Genomic DNA, 17,442 nt, shown 5'->3' on the forward strand with positions numbered 1-17,442 from the left:
TGAGGAGGGGGTCCGCCTTCCTGGCCCGAGGTCATCCGGGCGATGCCGCGTGGCGACGCCCCGGTTGGCTGCTTCTTTCGACCGCTGGCCGTGCGGTTGCTGCGCGAGGCCTCGCCTTTCGCCAGGACGGTCAGCCGGCGGTGGGCTCCTTGTCGAGGAAGCCGTACACCGCGGAGAGCCGTCCGTCGTCGTCGGCCTTGACCACGTCAAAGCCCACGGCCACCGGCTCGGCTGCCCCGGCCGACCCGGCGGGGACGAGGTGCCAGGTGAAGCGGGCGATGTCGTGGTGGGTGTCGACCGGCCCGGCGAGGGTGAAGGCCATGCCGGGGGTCTGCTCCCGGACGGCACCGATAAACGCGTTGATCGCCTCGTGTCCACTGACATCTGTCTTTGGGTCCGTATAGGTCGCATTATCGGCGCAGATAATGCGCACCTTTTCGGCCCGGCGCGTAGTGTCCGTCTCGTTCCACATGTCGAGATATCGTGCGATGGTGGTGGTGAGGTCGTTCATGACTGTGGCTCCTCTTGTCCCGAAATCACGCGGTGTTTCCCATGACCCCTGGAGATTCGCAGCTGTGGCGGCGGAGTGTCCATTCTGTGCCAGGTAATGTTGTGCCCCATGTGACCTCGGTGTGCTGTCCGTCGCCGTGACGATCCGCGTAGTCCTCGGTCTAAACCCTCCCTGTCGCGTAGGGCTTGACCGTTTTCGCGCAGATGAACGGGTCTGATTCGGTCCAGTACGTACGGGTCGCCCAGACTGGCGCCGCCCCCGACCGGTGGTCGATCGCCGAACTGGGGGTTTTCGAGTAGGACACACTCTCGGTGCGGACCTGCCGGCGGTTTCCCGCCGGCAGGTCCGCACCTGGTTCAGGTGTGGACGTACCCGGTCGGCTACTGCTCGTCGAGGAGGGTGCGCAGCTCACGCAACGCCTCATGGAGGCGGTCGGCGAACGTGTGCATCATCTCCGCGACCGGGCGGGGAGTGCTGAGGTACAGGTGGAACCGGTCGGGTAGCAGCACGTAGGCGATTCCGATGCAACGGCTGCTGGTGGCCCCAAACCCGAAGTAGCGGATATTGGTTGACGGCGCCGAGCTGGTGCTCAGGTAGTCGTCGCGCATCGTGCGCCACCCCGGCGTCTCGTAGAGCCGAGGCGAATCCGGAACGCCGAGTGCGGCCCCCCGCCGCTGCTGGATGAGCTGCAGCTCCCAGAGGTGCTGCTCCGGTGCCGCGCCGGCCTGGCACTGCTTCGCCCGTTCGACATGTTTGTCGGCCGCGGCACGAAACGCCGCCCGTCGCTCGTCGCCAGCTGCGGCGGGATCGTCCATGACCGCGACGAACCGCAGCACCTCCGGCGTGACGACGCGCATCGCCTCAGTCCGCCCCCGCGAGTACTGGCGGGTGGCGATGGACTCGTACGTGGCGCCGGTGAACCCCTTGGCGCGCTTGTGCGCGAGCTGGTATCCCAGCTGCACGAAGGCGTCTGGTGACATCCGTAGCCGCTTGACCTCATCCACCCCAAACTCGTCGAAGGGCAGGGTCACGGTGGCGGTGTCCGCGCCGAATTGGGCGAAGGACTGTGCCGCGGTGGCGATCTCGGCCTGCAGCCCGTCGTCGAGCACGAAGGTGACCGGCTCAATCGCTGGCACGCCCTGCCCCACCGCACCGGACTGCGCGGCGTGTTCCTCCGGAGTTCCGGCGAGGATCGTGTCGACGAAGCTGAGGATGGTGGTGCCGTCCAGCTCGCAGTGCTCGACGTTGATACCGGCGGTGCCGTCCGCGAAGACGATGAGCGACACCGCCTTGTCGAACCACCGGTTGCCGCTGTCGCCGTGTAGCAGTTGGTCGCAGGCCGCCAGGTCGTCGGCGGGGGTCAGGTCCTCCAGGCAGACGCAGAACAGCGCCGTCTCGATGGTCTCCAGCGCCGCGGCGTTGCTGGGGTCGAGCGCGACCAGTCGCTGTCGGGCGGCCGCCCACTCGGCTCGGGCCATGGTGGTGAGATGGCCGGTCGCGGTGGTCATCGCCGCCGGCACGAGGCCGGCCTTCTGCAGCTCCCGCAGGCCCGCAGTCAGGTCATCGAGGGAGTACGGGTGTCCGTCCGGACCGAGTACGTCCATCCGGAAGGCGTTGCCGTGGCAGAACACCACGATGTGCCGTGCGCTTGCGGGGCCCGGCATCTCGGCGCTGTACGGCGCTCGGACGCTGTCCTGCACCGGTCCCGGGATGCGGGTGGTGGAGAAGAGAAACTTGTTTTGCTCCATCGACAGCGGCCGCCCGCGGGTCACGGCAGGGGGAATGCGTTCCGCGTCGAGCTGGACCTTGTAGTTGACGGTGGCGGCGATGAGTCGTACCGCGCGCTCCACCTGCGGGTCGGTGAACCCGCGCAGCGGCGTGTCGCGGAACAGGAAGAAGAAGTTGGCGTTCAACGCGATGCGATCGCGCCGGCCGAGGTAGCGGGCTGGCCAGAAATCGTCCAGCCAGCTGCGGGTGGCGGCATCCTCGTTATACCGCACCAGGTCGGCGTGGAGCTTCGGACCCGGACCGTCGGCCTGCGCGAACTCCCGCACCGCGGCCTCGGTGTCGGCGAACTCCTGCGCGGTCAGCAGCGGCCCGGACCACTCGAGAAACCGGGCGCAGGTCTGCTCCAGCGTGGGTAACGGTACCGAGGGCAGCTTGTCCTCGTTGTCGAACGTACTCACTCGGCCTCCTGGAATGTGCTGCTTGTCGGGCCGTCTTCTGGGCCAGTGGTTGAGGTCAAAGGGTATGCCGTCGGAAGTCTTCCGGGCTGGTCAAAACGCACTGGGTAATGTGCGAGCGCTAATCCAGCAGCTGGTCGACTCGGATGGCATGACGCTCGGCATCGCGGTGCGTGGGCAGAACCCGGCCGAAGAGCTGCTGCGTACGGGTGACGCTGCCCAGCACGCCGGGGCGCTGGGAGTAGGCGAAGATCGCTGTATGCCGCGCGATATCCCCGTGCACGGCGCTCACCCGGTGTAGCGCGTACCGCCCCTTGAACAGTTGGAGGTCACCGGGGCGCAGGATCTGCGCTCGTACCGGTGCACGATCGGTGCCGGTCAGCACCGAACGGACCGCGTCGAAGTTCTCCGCACCCGCCGAACGGATGTTCGGGCAGTACTCGAAGACGCCCCCGTCCTCCGGTTCCTGGGTCAGCAGGCTGACGGTGAACTCGTTGAGGTCAAAGTGCCACGGATGCTCCATGCCGGGTTGCACGACGTTGAGTACCAGGCCGGAGAGCGGGTCGGCGAGCTCGTGGAGCGCCGGGAGCTCGAAGCAGGCGGCGACGAAGCGTACGAACGACGGGTCGCGGTAGAGCCGGTGGACGACATTGTCGACGGGGATCAGATCGCGCGGGACGAACGCGTTGCCACGTCGCATGATGATGCGACCCGGGTGCTCCGCCGGCAGATCAGCATCGAGTTTTGTGTTGTAGACGTTGGTTTCCGTAACGTCGTAGTATGCCGACGGGGCAACCGCGGCGCCTTCGCGTCGTAGCGTCTCCCAGCTAGTTGGCCGAATGAACTCCGGCAGCACACTGCAACCGTGGTCGCGCAGGTCGGCGCGGGTTTTTGTGACGACGCGTTCCCATGCGTCGCTTCCTGGAGCGGCCAGTGGATAACGCACGGTGTCCACGTCATGCATTCAGAGGCTTCCCTTCTTCAATGGCGGCGACATGAAGAATTGCGGAATCCTAACAGGAATTACCGGTGTGCAGCCGCACGTTGGTTACCTTTTTCACAGCCACACGTCCAGAGCTCGGGTTGGCGGCGCTTGCCCCGGTTCGCTGCTGCCGTCCACCACGGACTTCGTGGGGTGGTACCAGTCGCTGCCCCACAGGTGTTGGTGGGGTGCCGGGTGTTGAGTTGCTTCGTCGGTGCGGTGCGGTGCGGTGCGGTGCGGTGCGGTGCGGCGGTGCGGTGCGGTGCGGTGGGGGGGTGGGGTGTGGTGCTGGCTGTCGAGCTGCCCCACCGGTGAGACCAACGCCCGTGTTCGCCTTCGCGTCGAGGTCTGCCGGCGTCCGGTGGTGGAGTTGGCGCGGGGAGTTGGCGGCGTTCAGCACTGCCCGGGCATGGTCAGCGCTACCGGTCCGTGCCCCAGCTGCGGGGGCAGCTCGACAGCGAGCGTGAGCATAGCGAGGCCAGGGTCGGCGGAGCGGACAGGTCCTTGTGTCAACGCAGCCACCAACTGCACCTAGGGACCAGGTTGGCGAGGGCTCACGCCCGCTACGCCGTGGCGCCGATGCGCGATGTGCCGAGGGACGCCGACTGCGCCGACGGACGCCGACTGCGCCCACGTGTCGATGTCCCGATGTGCCCGGTGCCCCGATGCCCCGTGTGCCGGTGCCGGTGCCCGGTGCCCGTGCGTCAGTGCCGCCCGTGCGCCCGTGCGTCAGTGCCGCCCGGGGTATCGGCGGCGTCACTGCATCCCGGAACCTGGTCCACCGGTGGTCACGCATTCGCCGCTGGGCAGGCGAAGGCGCCCGCCCGCGCGGCGACGCCCACCTGGTGGGCCGCGCGCACGGCGAGGTCGCTGTCGGCGGGGGACCGGAGCAGGACGAGGGTGTGGTAAAGGGGTGCGGTCGTGGCGATGAGCACGGCCTCCGGGTCGGTGTCGGGCGGGACCTCGCCGCGTTCAATGGCGCGCTGCACGATGGCAGCACAGCGCGCGTAGCGATCGGTCCAGAAGGTCCGCAGCGCCTCCGCTGCCTGGGGGGAGCGAAACGAAGCGGCGATCAGCGCGGCGCTGATCGGCGGGTCGGCGGTCAGTGCCGCGTGGATCTCACGGTTGACTGCGGCGAGGTCTGTCTCCAGTGAGCCGGTCTCTGGCGGGCTCCAGTCGTCGCCGGTGGCCTCGGCTAGGACATCGGCCAGTAGGCCGCCGACGTCCCGCCAGCGTCGGTAGACCGTGGTCCGGTGTATGCCCGACCGGGCGGCCACGGCGTCCATGGTCAGTAGGTCGAAGCCGCCCTCAACCAGCTGCGTGCGGACAGCGTCGAGCACCTGGCGGCGGACGCGCGCACTGCGTCCGTTGGGGCGGCGGGGGAATTTATCGGTTGGCGCAGGGGGCTCGATCATGTCAGCATCTTATCGCTACATCCATAGCTTTAAGGAGGCATGATGCTCCGCTAAGCGTTCCCGTGTCCGACCTCCCGCCCCAGCGGGGTTCCCGACTACGACGTTTCGGAGTTTTTCCATATGCCCACCCAGATCAGCGTCCAGAACGTGACCAAGGCGTACGGTGATCGACCTCTGTTCGACTGTGTCACCTTCGCCGTCGCCCCGAACCGGCGTACGGGGATCATCGGTGAGAACGGCTCCGGCAAGTCGACGCTGCTGCGCCTGCTCGCCGGCCGAGAGAAGCCGGACGATGGGCAGGTGACCGTCACCGCGGACGGCGGTGTCGGGTACCTCGCCCAGGATCTGAGCCTGCCGGGGCAGCTGACCGTTCAGCAGGCGATCGATGCCGCTCTGGCCGACCTCCGTGCAGTGGAGGCGCGGTTACGGGAGCTGGAGCCACGGCTCGCCGCCGGCAACCCGACCGAGCTGACCGAGTACGGGAACCTGGCCACCGCCTTCGAGCTGCGGGGAGGCTACGAGGCCGACGCCCGGGTCGAGCAGGCGTTGCACGGGCTGGGGCTGACCGCCGTGGAGCGGAATCGTCGGCTTGGCGGCCTCTCCGGCGGGGAGCAGGCCCGCGTGCACCTGGCCTCGGTGCTGGCCGCCAACAGCGAGGTGCTGCTGCTCGACGAGCCGACCAACCACCTTGACGACACCGCGTTGAGCTGGCTGGAAGGGTACCTCCGCTCCCGGCGCGGCACCACGGTCGTGGTCTCCCATGACCGGGTCTTCCTGGAGCAGGTCGCCACCGGCTTGATCGAGGTGGATGCGGATCGGCGCACCCTGGTCCGCTACGGCACGGGGTACGCCGGCTACCTGGTCGAGCGGGCGGCGGCCCGGCAACGCTGGCAGCAGACGTACGAACAGTGGCAGGCGGAGTTGGACCGGCTGTGGGAGGTCGCGGCGACCACGGCCCGAGAGGTGGCGCCCGGCCGGGCGATGAAGGATCGCAACAAGATCGCTTATGATCGCAACGCGGGCCGGGTGCAGCAGTCGGTCGCCAGTCGCGTCCGCAACGCGGAGCAACGACTGCGCCGTCTCCAGGCGGATCCGGTGCCGCCGCCGCCCGACCCGCTTCGGTTCGCGCCGCCCACGCACACGGCAGTCGCCGTCGGGGTGCTACTCGCCGCCCAGGAGGTGAGGTTCGCCGGTCGGCTCAAGCCCACCACGTTGACCGTCGCGACGGGACAACGCCTGCTGATCCGTGGGCCGAACGGCGCCGGGAAGAGCACGCTGCTGCGGATCCTCGCCGGCGACCTTGCCCCAGACGGTGGTCAGGTGACCCGTTCTGGCCGGATCGGGTACCTCCCACAGGAGGTTTCCACCGCCGAGCCGGAGCGGACCCTGCTGGCCGCCTTCGCGCACGGACGGCCCGGTCCGGCTGAGGAACACAGCTCCAGTCTGCTTTCGCTCGGGTTGTTCACCCCGGAGAGCCTCACCGTGCCGATCGGCCGGCTCTCCACCGGGCAACGCCAGCGGCTGGCGTTGGCCCGGCTGTTCAGCGAGCCCGTCGACCTACTGCTGCTGGACGAGCCCACCAACCATCTCTCGCTGGGCCTGGTCGAGGAGTTGGAGGCCGCTCTCGAGGAATACCAGGGCGCCGTGGTGGTGGTCAGTCACGACCGCCGGTTGTGCCGGCGCTGGTCCGGCGAGACCCGGGAGGTGGCCTGACGCCGTCCCCGGCTGGTAGTGCGAATGCCACGACGGCGACGAGGGTCAGGATGAGGGCGGTGAACGCGAACGCCTGCGCGTAGCCACTGACGAGATCGGCCTTGGTGGACGAATGTCGGCTGGTCAACGCGACAAGCGCGGCCAAGCCAAGGGCGCCACCAAACTGTTTGGCGGTGTTCGTCAGCCCGGAGACCGCCCCGGCATCGGAGCCGGAGACACCGGAGGTCACCACGGCGGTCAGTGGCACGATGAGCAGTCCGCCGCCGACCGACATCACGACGGCCGGGCCGAGGACGCCGGACAGGTAGGTGCTGTGGACGGTGATCTGACTCTGCCACCAGAACCCGGCCGCGGCGATGGCGGTGCCGACGATGACCAGGCTCCGTGCGGCAACGTGTCGCATCAACCATGGGGTCACGCGCATTCCGACCAGCATCATCAGCAGGGTGTGTGGTAAGAACCCGGCTCCGGTTTGTAGCGGGGTCAGTTCGAGTACCTGCTGCAGGTACAGGGTCAGGAAATACCACAGCGGAATCTGGAAGCCGGCCCCGACCAGCAGCATCAGCAGGTTGCCCAGCCAGATTGCCCTGGTTCGCAGCAGCCGCAGCGGTAGGAGTCGTGGTTCGGCGCCGCGTGCCTCGACCAGGATGAAGGCGGCCAGGCAGATCAGGCCGACGGCCAACGTCGCTGTGGCGGTCGGCCCTCGCTGGCTGTGTGGGTAGCTGGTCGTGACGGCATACGTCACCGCGAGCAGGGCGGTGGTGATCAGGGCAGCACCCTTGACATCGAGGTGGACAACCCGGTCCCGTGGCCGCCCTCCGGCCAGCGTGACAGCTGCCAGGGCGATGCAGAACACGCCGATTGGTACGTTGATCAGCAAGGTTGACCGCCAGGTCAGGTACTCGGTGAGGGCGCCGCTGAGGAGGTTGCCGGCCGCGCCGCCGGCCAGGCTGACCGCGGTCCAGACAGCCAATGCCCGGTTGCGCACGGACCCAGGTGGAAATGTCGTGGTGACGATCGTCAGGGTGGCGGGTGCCAGCGTGGCGGCACCCAGGCCCTGGAACGCGCGGGCGCCGACCAGCGCACCGGCGGTGGTGGCGAGCCCGCCGACGAGACTCGCGGCGGTGAACAGCCCCAGCCCGGAGATCAGGACCAGCTTGCGGCCATACACGTCGGCTAGTCGGCCACCCAGGAGGAGGAAGCCTCCGAACACCAGCGCGTAGCCGTTGGCTACCCATAGCAGGCCGGACGGGGAGAGGGAGAGGGCCCGTTGGATGGACGGAAGTGCGACGTTGACCACGGATACGTCGAGCACCACCAGGAACTGTGCGGTGCAGGCCAGCAGGAGTGCAGCCCGGCCGGAGGTCGTCTCCGGGGTGTGGCGCCGGACAGGCTGCGTGCCCGGCTCGTCCTCGTCCCGCCACCGCACCATGCCTCCGAGTAAATCAGTGTAAACACATTGCTATACTGCAGACCGTAGTCATGACGTAGTGTCTGGGCAACCTGGATGGGGAAGGGGAAAGGTTGGCGACCGGTCGAACTCGAGGGGTGGGCTTCGAGCACGAGCATCGGCGCAACGAGATCGCCGATGCGGTACTGGCTGTTGTCGCCGAACGCGGCCTGGCGGCCGTGTCCCTGGTCGCGGTGGCCACTCAGGCCGGCGTGTCGCCCGGCCGGGTCCAGCACTACTTCCCCACCAAGCGAGAACTGATCGAGGCTGCCTTCGACCGGGGCAACGCCCTGTCCAGCGATCGGATAGCCGCCAAGACCAGACGCGATGACCAGGACGTCAGCCGACGGCGCCTACTTACCGTGGTGCTCACCGAGCTGATCCCGTACGACGCCGTCACCCGTGCCCACCTGCGGGTACGCCAGTCATTCACCGCGGTGGCGTTGGCCGACGAGGCTATCGCCGCCCGCCTCCGCGTTGACTACGCCAAACTCCACGGCCAGCTCGCCGATCTGCTTCGCGGCGACCAGGCCGCTGGCCACCTCTGTGCCGGGGCCGACCCCGCGGAGGTGGCCGTAGCCCTGGTGGCGCTCGCTGAGGGGCTGGCCTACTACGTGCTTATCGGCGTCTGTCCAGCCGAGGCCGCTCGGGATCAGGTGCTCACTGGGATCTCCGAGGTCTATGCCGTGGCGTGAGGCGCGGGCGTCAGGTCAGTCCGACTCGGGGTGAATGGAACGTGCGACGCGGAAGCCCACGTCGTCCACGCGAAATGTCGGATGACTCCGGCGCCGTACGGAGGCCCGACAACTCCAGTGCTCGTCGAACCAGCCGCCACCGCGGAGGACCCGGTAGCTGCCGTAGACGTTCGGGTCGTAGTGATCCCAGCACCAGTCCCAGACGTTGCCCAGCATGTCGTGTAGGCCCCAGGTGTTCGGTTGTCGGCCGCCCACCTCGTGGATTCGTTCCCGCGAGTTCCCGCGGTACCAGGCGATTTCGTCCAGTGGCCCGTAGCGGGGGCCGGTCGTGCCGGCGCGGCACGCGTGCTCCCACTCGGCTTCGGTCGGCAACCGGTACCCGTCGGCGGAGGGGTCCCACTCGATCTCCTCATCGCCGGAGATTCGATAGGCCGGCAGCAATCCGTCCCGTCGAGACCAGGCATTGCAGTACCGGACCGCATCCCACCAGGACACCCCCTCGACCGGCAGTTGACCTCCGCGAGCCGTGCTCGGGTGTGTGCCGGTGATCGCGGCATACTGGGCCTGCGTGACCGGGAAACGGGCGAGCTCGTACGGCGTCAACTCGACCGACCATCGGCGCTGTGTTCGGCGGTCGGAGAGCGTTACCTGCCCCGCCGGCACAGGGATCATCAGTTCCTGCTGGTTCCCGTCCACAAGGCGCCGATCGTACCGGTCCGGGCTTCCGCTGCCGTTTCCGGCGCTGCGGGAGCCCACCCCGCTGACGTCCGGTCCCGTCCCGGTGGCAGGGTCGCTAGGCTGGGCAGCGCGTGGGAACCATTCGTAGGTGCGCGCTTCGGGTGTTGGTGGTTGGTCTTTGTTGGGGGATTGTGGTGGAAAAGGGAACGATCGTTCGGTTTGATGACGTTCGCGGCTACGGGTTTATCGCACCGTTCGGGGGCGGCGACGACGTCTTTGTGCACGCGAATGACTTCGGTGATCAGCGACACCAGGTCGCCGCCGGCATGCGGGTGAGCTATGAGGTTGTGCAGTCCGAGCGGGGCCTGAAGGTCGCCAGCGTGGCGTTGGAGACGGCGCCGGCGGCAGCAAACCGTAATGTGCCGAGCCGCCCGCAGCCCCTGTCCGACGAGGACGGTGAGTGTGATGTGTTGGCGGTCGAGCAGTTTGACAACGCGGTGACCGAGCTGCTGCTGGCGAACGTGCCCACCATGACCGGTGCCCAGATCGTCGAGGCCCGGCGGGCGCTGGTCGCCATGGCGCGCCAGTACGGCTGGGTCGAGGACTGACCGCTCCGCGCGGCGGCCCGGGGTCCGCGCCCTCCGATCTTGAGGGCGGGCCCCGGAAGGGCGCCGCGCTTCCCGGGGCGGGCAACGGCTCGCCGTGCGCGGTGAGGTGGTCGTCTCGTCAGCAATCGGCTGCGACAATCCGGAGATGGATGACAGCGATCAGGGCATTGATCGTGCCGTTGCGGGCGCTGACTTCGTTGAGTGGAACTTCTCGATCATGGCGAGTGGTTCGCCGTGGCGTATCGAGGAGGGGATGACGCAGCTGCTCGCCCATCAGGGCGCGGAGGGGTTCGGGCCGTCCCTGGCTGTCGCCGCGCGCGAGGATGCCCGGGTCATCCAGGAGTTGGGTCGGCGGGAGACACCGACGGCGGTGGCGGCGCTGCGGGCGTTCCAGGCGATGAGTCCGGTCGACACGCAGCGGGAACTGGCCGGATTGCACGCCGACCGGCTCGTCCGGCAGGGCGTTCCCGATGCCTCCTGGGCGTCCACGATCGGCCGGGTAGGGGTGGAGGGCTGCTGGTGGGCGCACGATCCCTTTGGCGAGACCGCCTTTCTGCTCTGCGTCTTCTCCTACGACGGAGACGATGAGCACGGCATTCTGGCCATGATCGACCTTGCCGTGGATGGTGGCTTGTTTCGGGAACTGACCCTGGGCATGGACGTGGAGGTGCTGCAGGATGTGCTGCGCCGTGCCGACGGAGTTGATGGTCTCGTTACCGAGCCGGTCGACCCGGCGTATGCCCGGCGGTTGTTCGAGGACGCGGTAGCCACCTCGGACGAGGTGCTGGAAGATCCGGACTACCAGCCGAATCCGGCACCGGCTGCGTACCGGAAGATGCGGGCGTTGACCCTGGCCCGGGCCCGGGCGTTGAGCGGCGCCGCCGCATCGCTGGACCCGCTGCCAGACAGCGTGGATGTCGAACTCATGAAGCGGGCGTTCCTCGCCTCCGGCATCGGTTCCAAGCTGCCCGGGGACGATGCGACGAGTCAGGCGGTGGACCTCTTCGTCGAGCAGCTCACCGAGCGAGCGTGCTGCCATCCGATGCGACTCGGCCCGCGTCGGGTGATGGCCGCCCTGGGCCTGCCAGGCCTGACCCGGGACGCCATCGGTGATCCAGATGTGAGTGACGTCCTTCCGGACGTTGTCCATGCCTGGGCTTCCTGGACCGCAGCCGAACGCGGTCTGTCCCGGGACGCCACGGAACGACTTGACCGGGCGTGTGAGCAGGCGTGTGCGCGCCTGCGTTCCACCGATCCGGAGGGCCCCCAGTCCACCTGACCTGTTCTGGCTGGCCGTCCCCGTTCACCACTGACGTACGCCGAAGCTACGCGTCGCCGTCGCGAAGATCGCGAGGGCGAGCAGAACCGACGAGTACAGCAGCACAGTCGGGACCGCGTCGAGCCACTGGACCAGTACCCCGGCTAGTGCGGGGGCTACCGGTAGCAGGCTCCCGCCGAGAAGGTGCACGGCGGCACTCACCCGTCCCTGGAGGGCGGGCTCGGCGCGCGTGAGGATGTAGCCGATGATCGCGGCGTTTCCTGCGGGGCCGAGGAAGAAGACCAGCGCGCCGATGACACCGATGAGATACGCGGAGTGGGCCACCGCCAACAGCGGAGTCACCATCGCCGCAACCCACCCGAACCACGTGATCAGCGTCCGGGGCGGGAACCGCGCGACCAGCCGGGGTGCCGCCAACGCGCCCACCAGCCCGCCCGTGCTTGTAATCGAGAACAGCAGTCCCGTGGCGGCCGGCCCCGCACCGTGGCGTTCCGCCAGGAGGACGCAGACCAGCCCGATCGACTGAAAGACGAAGGTGACGCCGGCGAACCAGAGCACCGCGCTCCGGGCGAACCGCTCCTGCCACAGCCACCGCAGACCCGCGTTGACGAAACCGCGGCCGCGATGCCGCGCACGCTCACCAGTGTTGTTCTGCAGGGGGCGTCGGATCAGGGCCAGCCCTACTGCGGAGACGAGGTAGGAGATGGCATCCACCAGGAACGGCACTATCCGACCGGCGCTGAAGAGTATCCCGCCGAGGGCGGGCCCGACCAGCGTCGCGAGCTGCGTACGGGATTCGTTTCGGGCGGCGGCCCGGGGCACCTGCGCGCGCGCCACAACAAACCGAAGGGCTGCCGTCTCCGCGGGTTGAAAGCAACTACTCAGGGCCGCTTCCGTGGCCACCACAGCGGCAAGGTGTAGGAATGTGATCCGATCGACGATGCCGGCGATGACCAGGCTGCTCAGCGCCAGCGCGCGCCCCAGATCTGCCGCGATCATGAGAAGTCGTCGGTCGTAGCGATCCGCCAGGGACCCCGCCGGGAGCCGACACACCACAGTGGTGATAGCGGCGATTGACGCGACGGCTCCCGCATGTGCTGCCGATCCGGTGAGGGCCAGAGTCAGCAGGACGAAGCTTACCGAGGAGACAGCGCTACCCAGCGCGGAAATTGACTGGCTCACCCAGAGGATGACGAAGTCACGGTTCTGGGAGAGCGGGCGTACCGGCGGCTCGGAGGTTGGCGGTTCTTGATACTCGATCGACGGATCAACCACGTCATCCGACGCTAGGCATGGTCCTGATCAGAAGCATGCGTGATCTGTGTCACCAGACCCGCAGTTCCGTCCGATGTGGAGCTGCCATACACTGCGCGCGATGATCAAGACGAGACGATTGGCGGCAGCCCTCGTCGGGCTGCTGGCGACGAGCGTGATGATTGGTCCGGCACCGGCCCTCGCGGATTGGGAGAACCCGGTCGAACCGCCGAAGGTCGAGTTGGTCCTCGATGTCAGCGGGTCGATGCGGGCCACCGACATCGACGGGCGCAGCCGGATCTCGGTTGCCCAGCAGGCGTTCAACGAAGTGGTGGACGCGCTGCCGGACGAGACGGAACTCGGCATCCGGGTCCTCGGTGCCACCTATCCCGGCGATGACAAGGAGCGGGGCTGCCAGGACACCCAGCAGATCGTGCCGGTCGGGCCGGTCGACCGGGTGCAGGCCAAGGCGGCGGTGGCGACGCTTCGTCCGACCGGGTATACCCCGGTCGGACTGGCGCTACGCTTGGCCGCCGAGGATCTCGGCACCGGTAGCACCGCGCGGCGGATTGTGTTGATCACCGATGGTGAGGACACCTGTGCCCCGCCGGACCCCTGTGAGGTGGCCCGAGAGCTGGCTGCGCAGGGGACGAAGCTGGTCGTGGACACCCTCGGTCTGGCCCCGGACGAGAAGGTGCGCCAGCAGCTGCTCTGCATCGCCGCGGCCACTGGTGGCACGTACACCGCGGCGCAGAGCGCGGACGAGCTGACTGGCCGGATCAAGCAGTTGGTTGACCGGGCCGGGGATACGCACACGGTCACGCCGGCGGTGGTCGCCGGCACCTCGGTCTGCGCCGATGCCCCGCTACTCGGTGCCGGCGTCTACAGCGACCGGGAGAAATTCTCGGAGCACCGTTGGTATCGGGTGCCGGTGTATCCCGGGCAGGAGCTGCGTGCCTCTGTCAGCGTGGCGTTGGACCGGCCGGTCAACCCCGACCACGCGGTGCTGCTGCGGGCCGTGGCCACCGACGGTCGGGAGCTGGTGCGGGGCGTGGACGCAGGTAGTGGCCGGACCGATGTCGTCTCCGCGGGTCTGCGCTGGTCGGCGGGGGAGGAGCCGGAGGGCGGGCCCTCCCCAACCCCGTCCACCACGACCGACGCCGAAGCCACCATCGTCTGTCTCGTGGTGAGTAACGCCTTCGCACCCCAGCCGGGAACCCAGACATCGCCGGGGATGCCGGTTGAGCTGACCGTGGACATGGTCGCGTCCTCGCCTGCTCCGGCTGCCCCGGATCTCGGTCGTGGCTGGGTGCTGCTGGTCCTGCTGACGGTGACTGGTCTGCTGGCCGGACTGGCGTCCGGGGTGCTCACCCGGTGGTGGGTAGTGACCTGGAGGGAGAAGTGATGCGGGTCCGGTCAATGCGGGGTGGAACCGTCCTGGCCGCTGTCGGTCTGGCCCTGCTGGTCTCGCCCGGGGCGGCCCGGGCCACCCCGACACCCTCACCGGGGGGGACCCCGATCACCCGAGCGGGGACCTCCTTCTTGACCGCCACCGATATCACCGCCGGGCAGCCGGTGCAGGTGGACGCCGCTACCGGCGACTACCTGTACTGGTCGTTCCCGGCGGTGGCCGGCGAACGCCACGAGATCACCGCGACCGTGTCGTTGCCCAAGCAGCGTGGTGGCGAGTCGACGTGGACCGTGGAGGTCTTCGACGGGCTGCGGCGGCGTCAGGCCTGCACCGCCGGCGCCCAGACGCCGACGGCCACCGCCGAGGCCGAGAGCGTCTCGCTCGGCTGCACCCTGCGGCAGGTGCGCTCCTGGGCGGAGCCGTGGTCCGCCGATCCGCTCCCCGGCACGTACTACGTCCGGCTCTCGGTGGCCGAGCTGCCGGAGGAGGACCTTGGCCTGCCGATCGAGGTTGACCTACTGGTCGGCGCGGTGGGCGAGGGTTCCCGCGACGACGGCGTGCTGGCGGAGCCGTTGGTGCTGCCCACCAAGGCTGGCACCATCCTCGATGCCGCGCCACCGGAGCCGGCTGAGGGCGACGACGGCGGCTTCTTCGGTTGGCTGCCCGAGCTCGGTTCGCGCTGGGCCTGGAGCACGGTCGGCGGCATCCTCGCCGCGGTGGCTGGAGTTGTCGGCTTCGGTCTGACCCGGCGTCCCCGTCGTCGGTGACGATGACGATGACGGTGCCGGGGTAGGCCGGGCGGGCGTCCGTGGTCCCGGGCGCCCGCTGCCGATCAGTCCTGCGGCAGCAGCTCGTTGATCCGCCCGTGGGGTGGGAAGGCCAGGGCCAGGGTCAGGTCGAGCACGGTGGCGGGGTCGGTGAGCCGCTCCCCGTACAGTTCGCGCAGCTGGCCCAGTCGGTAGCGCACGGTCTGCGGATGCACGAAGAGGTCGGCGGCGACATCGTCGCGGCGGCCGTGGTGCAGCAGCCAGGAGCGCAGCGTCTCGGTCAACCGGTCGGCGGTGGTGGGGGGCAGCGCCGCCAGCGGCGCCAACACCCGTGCCCGCAGGTCCGCCAGGCCTTCCGGGTCGTGGCTGAGTAACAGCTCGGCCAGGTGTGCCTCGGTGTCCAGGGGCGCGCCGGCCTCGTCCGGACGCAGACCCAGGGCAAGCGCCCGGGTGGTCCGCTGCCAGGAGTAGGCGACCTGGGTCCACGGGCGGGCCGGGCCGAGCACCGCCCGCCGGCCATGCAGCAGTCGGGCAAGCTGCCGCCGCCGGTCGCCGTGGATATCCGGGACGAGGAGGCCGGCGGTCTCGTCGCCGGGCCCGCTACCGGGCAGGTCGTCGGCGCTCTCCAGCGTCTGCGCGGGCAGCAGCTTGAGTGCCGGGCGCAGGTTCGACCGGGGCAGCAGGACGGCGGTGAGGGTGTGCGGCGGTGGCCAGTCGGCCCGCTCCGCGCTGCGCAGCAGTACCTCTTCGTCGGCTCCGGTGACCAGCTGCTGGGTGAGTCGTTCCAGGTTTCGGCGGCGGATGAGCCCGGTACTGGCCAACTCGTCGGCGTGGCCCGCGACGCTGGCGGCGGAGAGCTCGTCGATGTAGGCGAACATCAGCTCGGCGAACTCGGCCACCGTGGCGGCCGGCAGCTGTCCGCGTACGGCGATGGCGGACATTTCCCGCCAGGAGACCCGGGCGCCCACCCGGTACGCGGCGAGTAACGCGTCCACGCTGCGGCCGGAGCGGGCCTCTCCGCTGCCGAGCGCGTAGGCGGCCTCGACGGCGGGGACGAGTGGGGTGCTGGGGTCGGCCCCGTAGGAGCGTTCAACGAGTTGGAGGAAGGTGCCGAGGGCGATTCGTACGGCATTTTCGATCTTGTCCCGCATCTGCCCGGTGAGGGTGCCGGAGTAGCTGGGTACCTCGGCGGTGATGGCGGTGACGGTGTGCTCGGCGAGCAGGGCGAGCCGGTTGCGGAGCTCCGCGGCGACCCGATCATTCAGGTCCAGCCCCGCCGCGCGCCGGGTTGCCTCGGATCGTTCGGCCACGATCTTGTTCCCTCCGTATAAATTCGCGCATCGGGTTCACCTTCCCAGGTCAAGATTTTATGCCAGTGTGCCGCGACGATCGGGGTATGACCACCACCGTCCAGCGCCCATCCGCGCCGGCGTCCCTGCGTCGTGGGCTGCTGCGGCTCGCCGCCGCGGTCACCACCCCGCTGCTGCCCGACGACTACCTGGACCTGGTCGCCCCGCTGCGTGCCGGCGCCGACCTACGGGGCCGGATCGTCGAGGTGCGTCCGGAGACCCCGGACGCCGCCACCGTCGTGATCCAGCCGGGGCGGGACTGGCAGGGGCACCGCCCCGGGCAGTACGTCCGGCTCGGCGTGGATGTCAACGGCGTGCGGCAGTGGCGGGCCTATTCTCTGACCTCTGCTCCGGCGGGGCGCCAGGACCCGATCACGATCACCGTCAAGGCGGTCCCGGACGGACTGGTAAGCAACCATCTGGTGCGGCACGCTCAGCCCGGCATGATCGTGCAACTTGACCAGGCCCAGGGCGACTTCGTGTTACCGCCGACCCCGCCGGCGCGGGTGCTGTTGGTGACCGCGGGCAGCGGAATCACCCCCGTCATGGGGATGCTGCGCAGCGGGGCCCTCGCCGGGGCGGACGTCACGCTGGTGCACTCGGCACCCCGCGCAGCGGACGTGATCTTCGGTGCGGCGCTGCGGGACCTGGCCACCGCCGGCGGGCTCCGGCTGGTGGAGCGGCACACCAGGGATGACGGCCAGCTCAGCCTCGCCGACCTGGCCGCGCTGGTGCCAGACCATCTGGAGCGGGAGACGTGGGCGTGCGGCCCGGGCGGGCTCCTCGACGCCCTGACCGCGCACTGGACCGCCGCTGGCCGCGGCGAGCGACTGCACACCGAGCGGTTCCGCCCGACCATCATCTCGCCTGGTGAGGGCGGCACCGTCACCTTCGGCCGCAGCGGGGTGACCGTCGCCGCCGACGGCAGCACCCCGCTGCTGGAGGCGGGGGAGGCAGCTGGCGTACTCATGCCGTCCGGTTGCCGCATGGGCATCTGCTACGGCTGCGTCCTGCCGCTGCGCCAGGGTGCCGTCCGTGACCTGCGCAATGGGTCGCTCACCACCGCGGTTCCCGGTGACGGTGTCCTCGTCCAGACCTGCGTGTCGGCCGCCGCCGGCCCCTGCGACCTCGATCACTGAAATCCGGA

General features: G+C 69.1%; 15 protein-coding genes and 1 pseudogene. 7 read left to right on the top strand and 9 right to left on the bottom strand.

The window, feature by feature from the left end:
- Window positions 1-130: 130 nt before the first annotated feature.
- From AC1UKG_RS14175 to AC1UKG_RS14195, 5 genes and pseudogenes are all read right to left on the bottom strand, one after another.
- Window positions 131-511: a nuclear transport factor 2 family protein gene (locus tag AC1UKG_RS14175; protein WP_018742715.1), complete on the bottom strand. Its 381-nt coding sequence runs from the start codon at window positions 509-511 to the stop codon at window positions 131-133.
- A 380-nt stretch (window positions 512-891) separates the two neighbouring features.
- Entirely contained in the window at window positions 892-2,697 is a 1,806-nt protein-coding gene (locus AC1UKG_RS14180; RefSeq protein ID WP_482642497.1) for a choline/carnitine O-acyltransferase, read from the bottom strand.
- A 118-nt stretch (window positions 2,698-2,815) separates the two neighbouring features.
- Window positions 2,816-3,658 (bottom strand): HalD/BesD family halogenase, encoded by an 843-nt coding sequence (locus AC1UKG_RS14185; RefSeq protein WP_018742712.1) that lies wholly within the window; start codon window positions 3,656-3,658, stop codon window positions 2,816-2,818.
- 93 nt (window positions 3,659-3,751) lie between these two features.
- On the bottom strand, window positions 3,752-3,985 hold the full coding sequence (locus AC1UKG_RS14190; RefSeq protein ID WP_482642498.1) for a hypothetical protein: 234 nt from the start codon (window positions 3,983-3,985) through the stop codon (window positions 3,752-3,754).
- A gap of 447 nt (window positions 3,986-4,432) precedes the next feature.
- Window positions 4,433-5,016 (bottom strand): annotated as a pseudogene (locus AC1UKG_RS14195) (TetR/AcrR family transcriptional regulator).
- 195 nt (window positions 5,017-5,211) lie between these two features.
- On the opposite strand from AC1UKG_RS14195, the gene abc-f reads away from it, so the two are divergent.
- Entirely contained in the window at window positions 5,212-6,804 is a 1,593-nt protein-coding gene (abc-f, locus tag AC1UKG_RS14200; protein ID WP_018813436.1) for a ribosomal protection-like ABC-F family protein, read from the top strand.
- On the opposite strand, the gene AC1UKG_RS14205 is transcribed toward abc-f, so the two are convergent.
- A complete protein-coding gene (locus AC1UKG_RS14205; protein ID WP_482642541.1) occupies window positions 6,746-8,233 on the bottom strand; it encodes an MFS transporter in 1,488 nt (495 codons plus the stop codon). The genes abc-f and AC1UKG_RS14205 overlap by 59 nt on opposite strands.
- 119 nt (window positions 8,234-8,352) lie before the next feature.
- Between AC1UKG_RS14205 and AC1UKG_RS14210 the strand changes: the two genes are divergently transcribed.
- Window positions 8,353-8,949, top strand: coding sequence for a TetR family transcriptional regulator C-terminal domain-containing protein (locus tag AC1UKG_RS14210; RefSeq protein WP_018742708.1), 597 nt, complete (start codon window positions 8,353-8,355; stop codon window positions 8,947-8,949).
- A gap of 15 nt (window positions 8,950-8,964) precedes the next feature.
- Here the strand turns inward: AC1UKG_RS14210 and AC1UKG_RS14215 are convergent, their stop codons facing one another.
- Complete coding sequence (locus tag AC1UKG_RS14215) at window positions 8,965-9,645, bottom strand: formylglycine-generating enzyme family protein (protein ID WP_026271143.1); 681 nt, start codon at window positions 9,643-9,645, stop codon at window positions 8,965-8,967.
- Window positions 9,646-9,818: 173 nt separating this feature from the next.
- On the opposite strand from AC1UKG_RS14215, the gene AC1UKG_RS14220 reads away from it, so the two are divergent.
- Together AC1UKG_RS14220 and AC1UKG_RS14225 are read left to right on the top strand one after the other, a co-directional pair.
- Window positions 9,819-10,235: a cold shock domain-containing protein gene (locus AC1UKG_RS14220; RefSeq protein WP_018742706.1), complete on the top strand. Its 417-nt coding sequence runs from the start codon at window positions 9,819-9,821 to the stop codon at window positions 10,233-10,235.
- Window positions 10,236-10,380: 145 nt separating this feature from the next.
- On the top strand, window positions 10,381-11,514 hold the full coding sequence (locus AC1UKG_RS14225; protein WP_026271144.1) for a hypothetical protein: 1,134 nt from the start codon (window positions 10,381-10,383) through the stop codon (window positions 11,512-11,514).
- 24 nt (window positions 11,515-11,538) lie between these two features.
- Here AC1UKG_RS14225 and AC1UKG_RS14230 read toward each other — a convergent pair whose 3' ends face one another.
- A complete protein-coding gene (locus AC1UKG_RS14230) occupies window positions 11,539-12,789 on the bottom strand; it encodes an MFS transporter (protein ID WP_482642499.1) in 1,251 nt (416 codons plus the stop codon).
- A gap of 100 nt (window positions 12,790-12,889) precedes the next feature.
- Between AC1UKG_RS14230 and AC1UKG_RS14235 the strand changes: the two genes are divergently transcribed.
- Window positions 12,890-14,173 carry a VWA domain-containing protein gene (locus AC1UKG_RS14235; protein WP_018742703.1) on the top strand — a complete coding sequence of 428 codons (1,284 nt, stop codon included), beginning with the start codon at window positions 12,890-12,892 and terminating at the stop codon, window positions 14,171-14,173.
- Entirely contained in the window at window positions 14,173-14,946 is a 774-nt protein-coding gene (locus AC1UKG_RS14240) for a peptidase (RefSeq protein WP_482642500.1), read from the top strand. Before AC1UKG_RS14235 ends, AC1UKG_RS14240 begins: the two co-directional genes overlap by 1 nt.
- 65 nt (window positions 14,947-15,011) lie before the next feature.
- Here the strand turns inward: AC1UKG_RS14240 and AC1UKG_RS14245 are convergent, their stop codons facing one another.
- Window positions 15,012-16,256, bottom strand: a complete 1,245-nt coding sequence (locus tag AC1UKG_RS14245; protein ID WP_018742701.1) for a helix-turn-helix domain-containing protein — start codon at window positions 16,254-16,256, stop codon at window positions 15,012-15,014.
- A gap of 86 nt (window positions 16,257-16,342) precedes the next feature.
- On the opposite strand from AC1UKG_RS14245, the gene AC1UKG_RS14250 reads away from it, so the two are divergent.
- Window positions 16,343-17,434: a ferredoxin reductase gene (locus AC1UKG_RS14250; RefSeq protein ID WP_018742700.1), complete on the top strand. Its 1,092-nt coding sequence runs from the start codon at window positions 16,343-16,345 to the stop codon at window positions 17,432-17,434.
- Window positions 17,435-17,442 lie beyond the last annotated feature (8 nt).

Source organism: Salinispora sp. CH2A1_6 (assembly GCF_056820975.1).

What these genes read in the sequence shown, in the direction of transcription:
- AC1UKG_RS14175 (WP_018742715.1), bottom strand. Translation starts at nt 511, where the DNA reads ATGAACGACCTCACCACCACCATCGCACGATATCTCGACATGTGGAAC.
- AC1UKG_RS14185 (WP_018742712.1), bottom strand. Translation starts at nt 3,658, where the DNA reads ATGCATGACGTGGACACCGTGCGTTATCCACTGGCCGCTCCAGGAAGC.
- abc-f (WP_018813436.1), top strand. Translation starts at nt 5,212, where the DNA reads ATGCCCACCCAGATCAGCGTCCAGAACGTGACCAAGGCGTACGGTGAT.
- AC1UKG_RS14225 (WP_026271144.1), top strand. Translation starts at nt 10,381, where the DNA reads ATGGATGACAGCGATCAGGGCATTGATCGTGCCGTTGCGGGCGCTGAC.
- AC1UKG_RS14235 (WP_018742703.1), top strand. Translation starts at nt 12,890, where the DNA reads ATGATCAAGACGAGACGATTGGCGGCAGCCCTCGTCGGGCTGCTGGCG.
- AC1UKG_RS14240 (WP_482642500.1), top strand. Translation starts at nt 14,173, where the DNA reads ATGCGGGTCCGGTCAATGCGGGGTGGAACCGTCCTGGCCGCTGTCGGT.
- AC1UKG_RS14250 (WP_018742700.1), top strand. Translation starts at nt 16,343, where the DNA reads ATGACCACCACCGTCCAGCGCCCATCCGCGCCGGCGTCCCTGCGTCGT.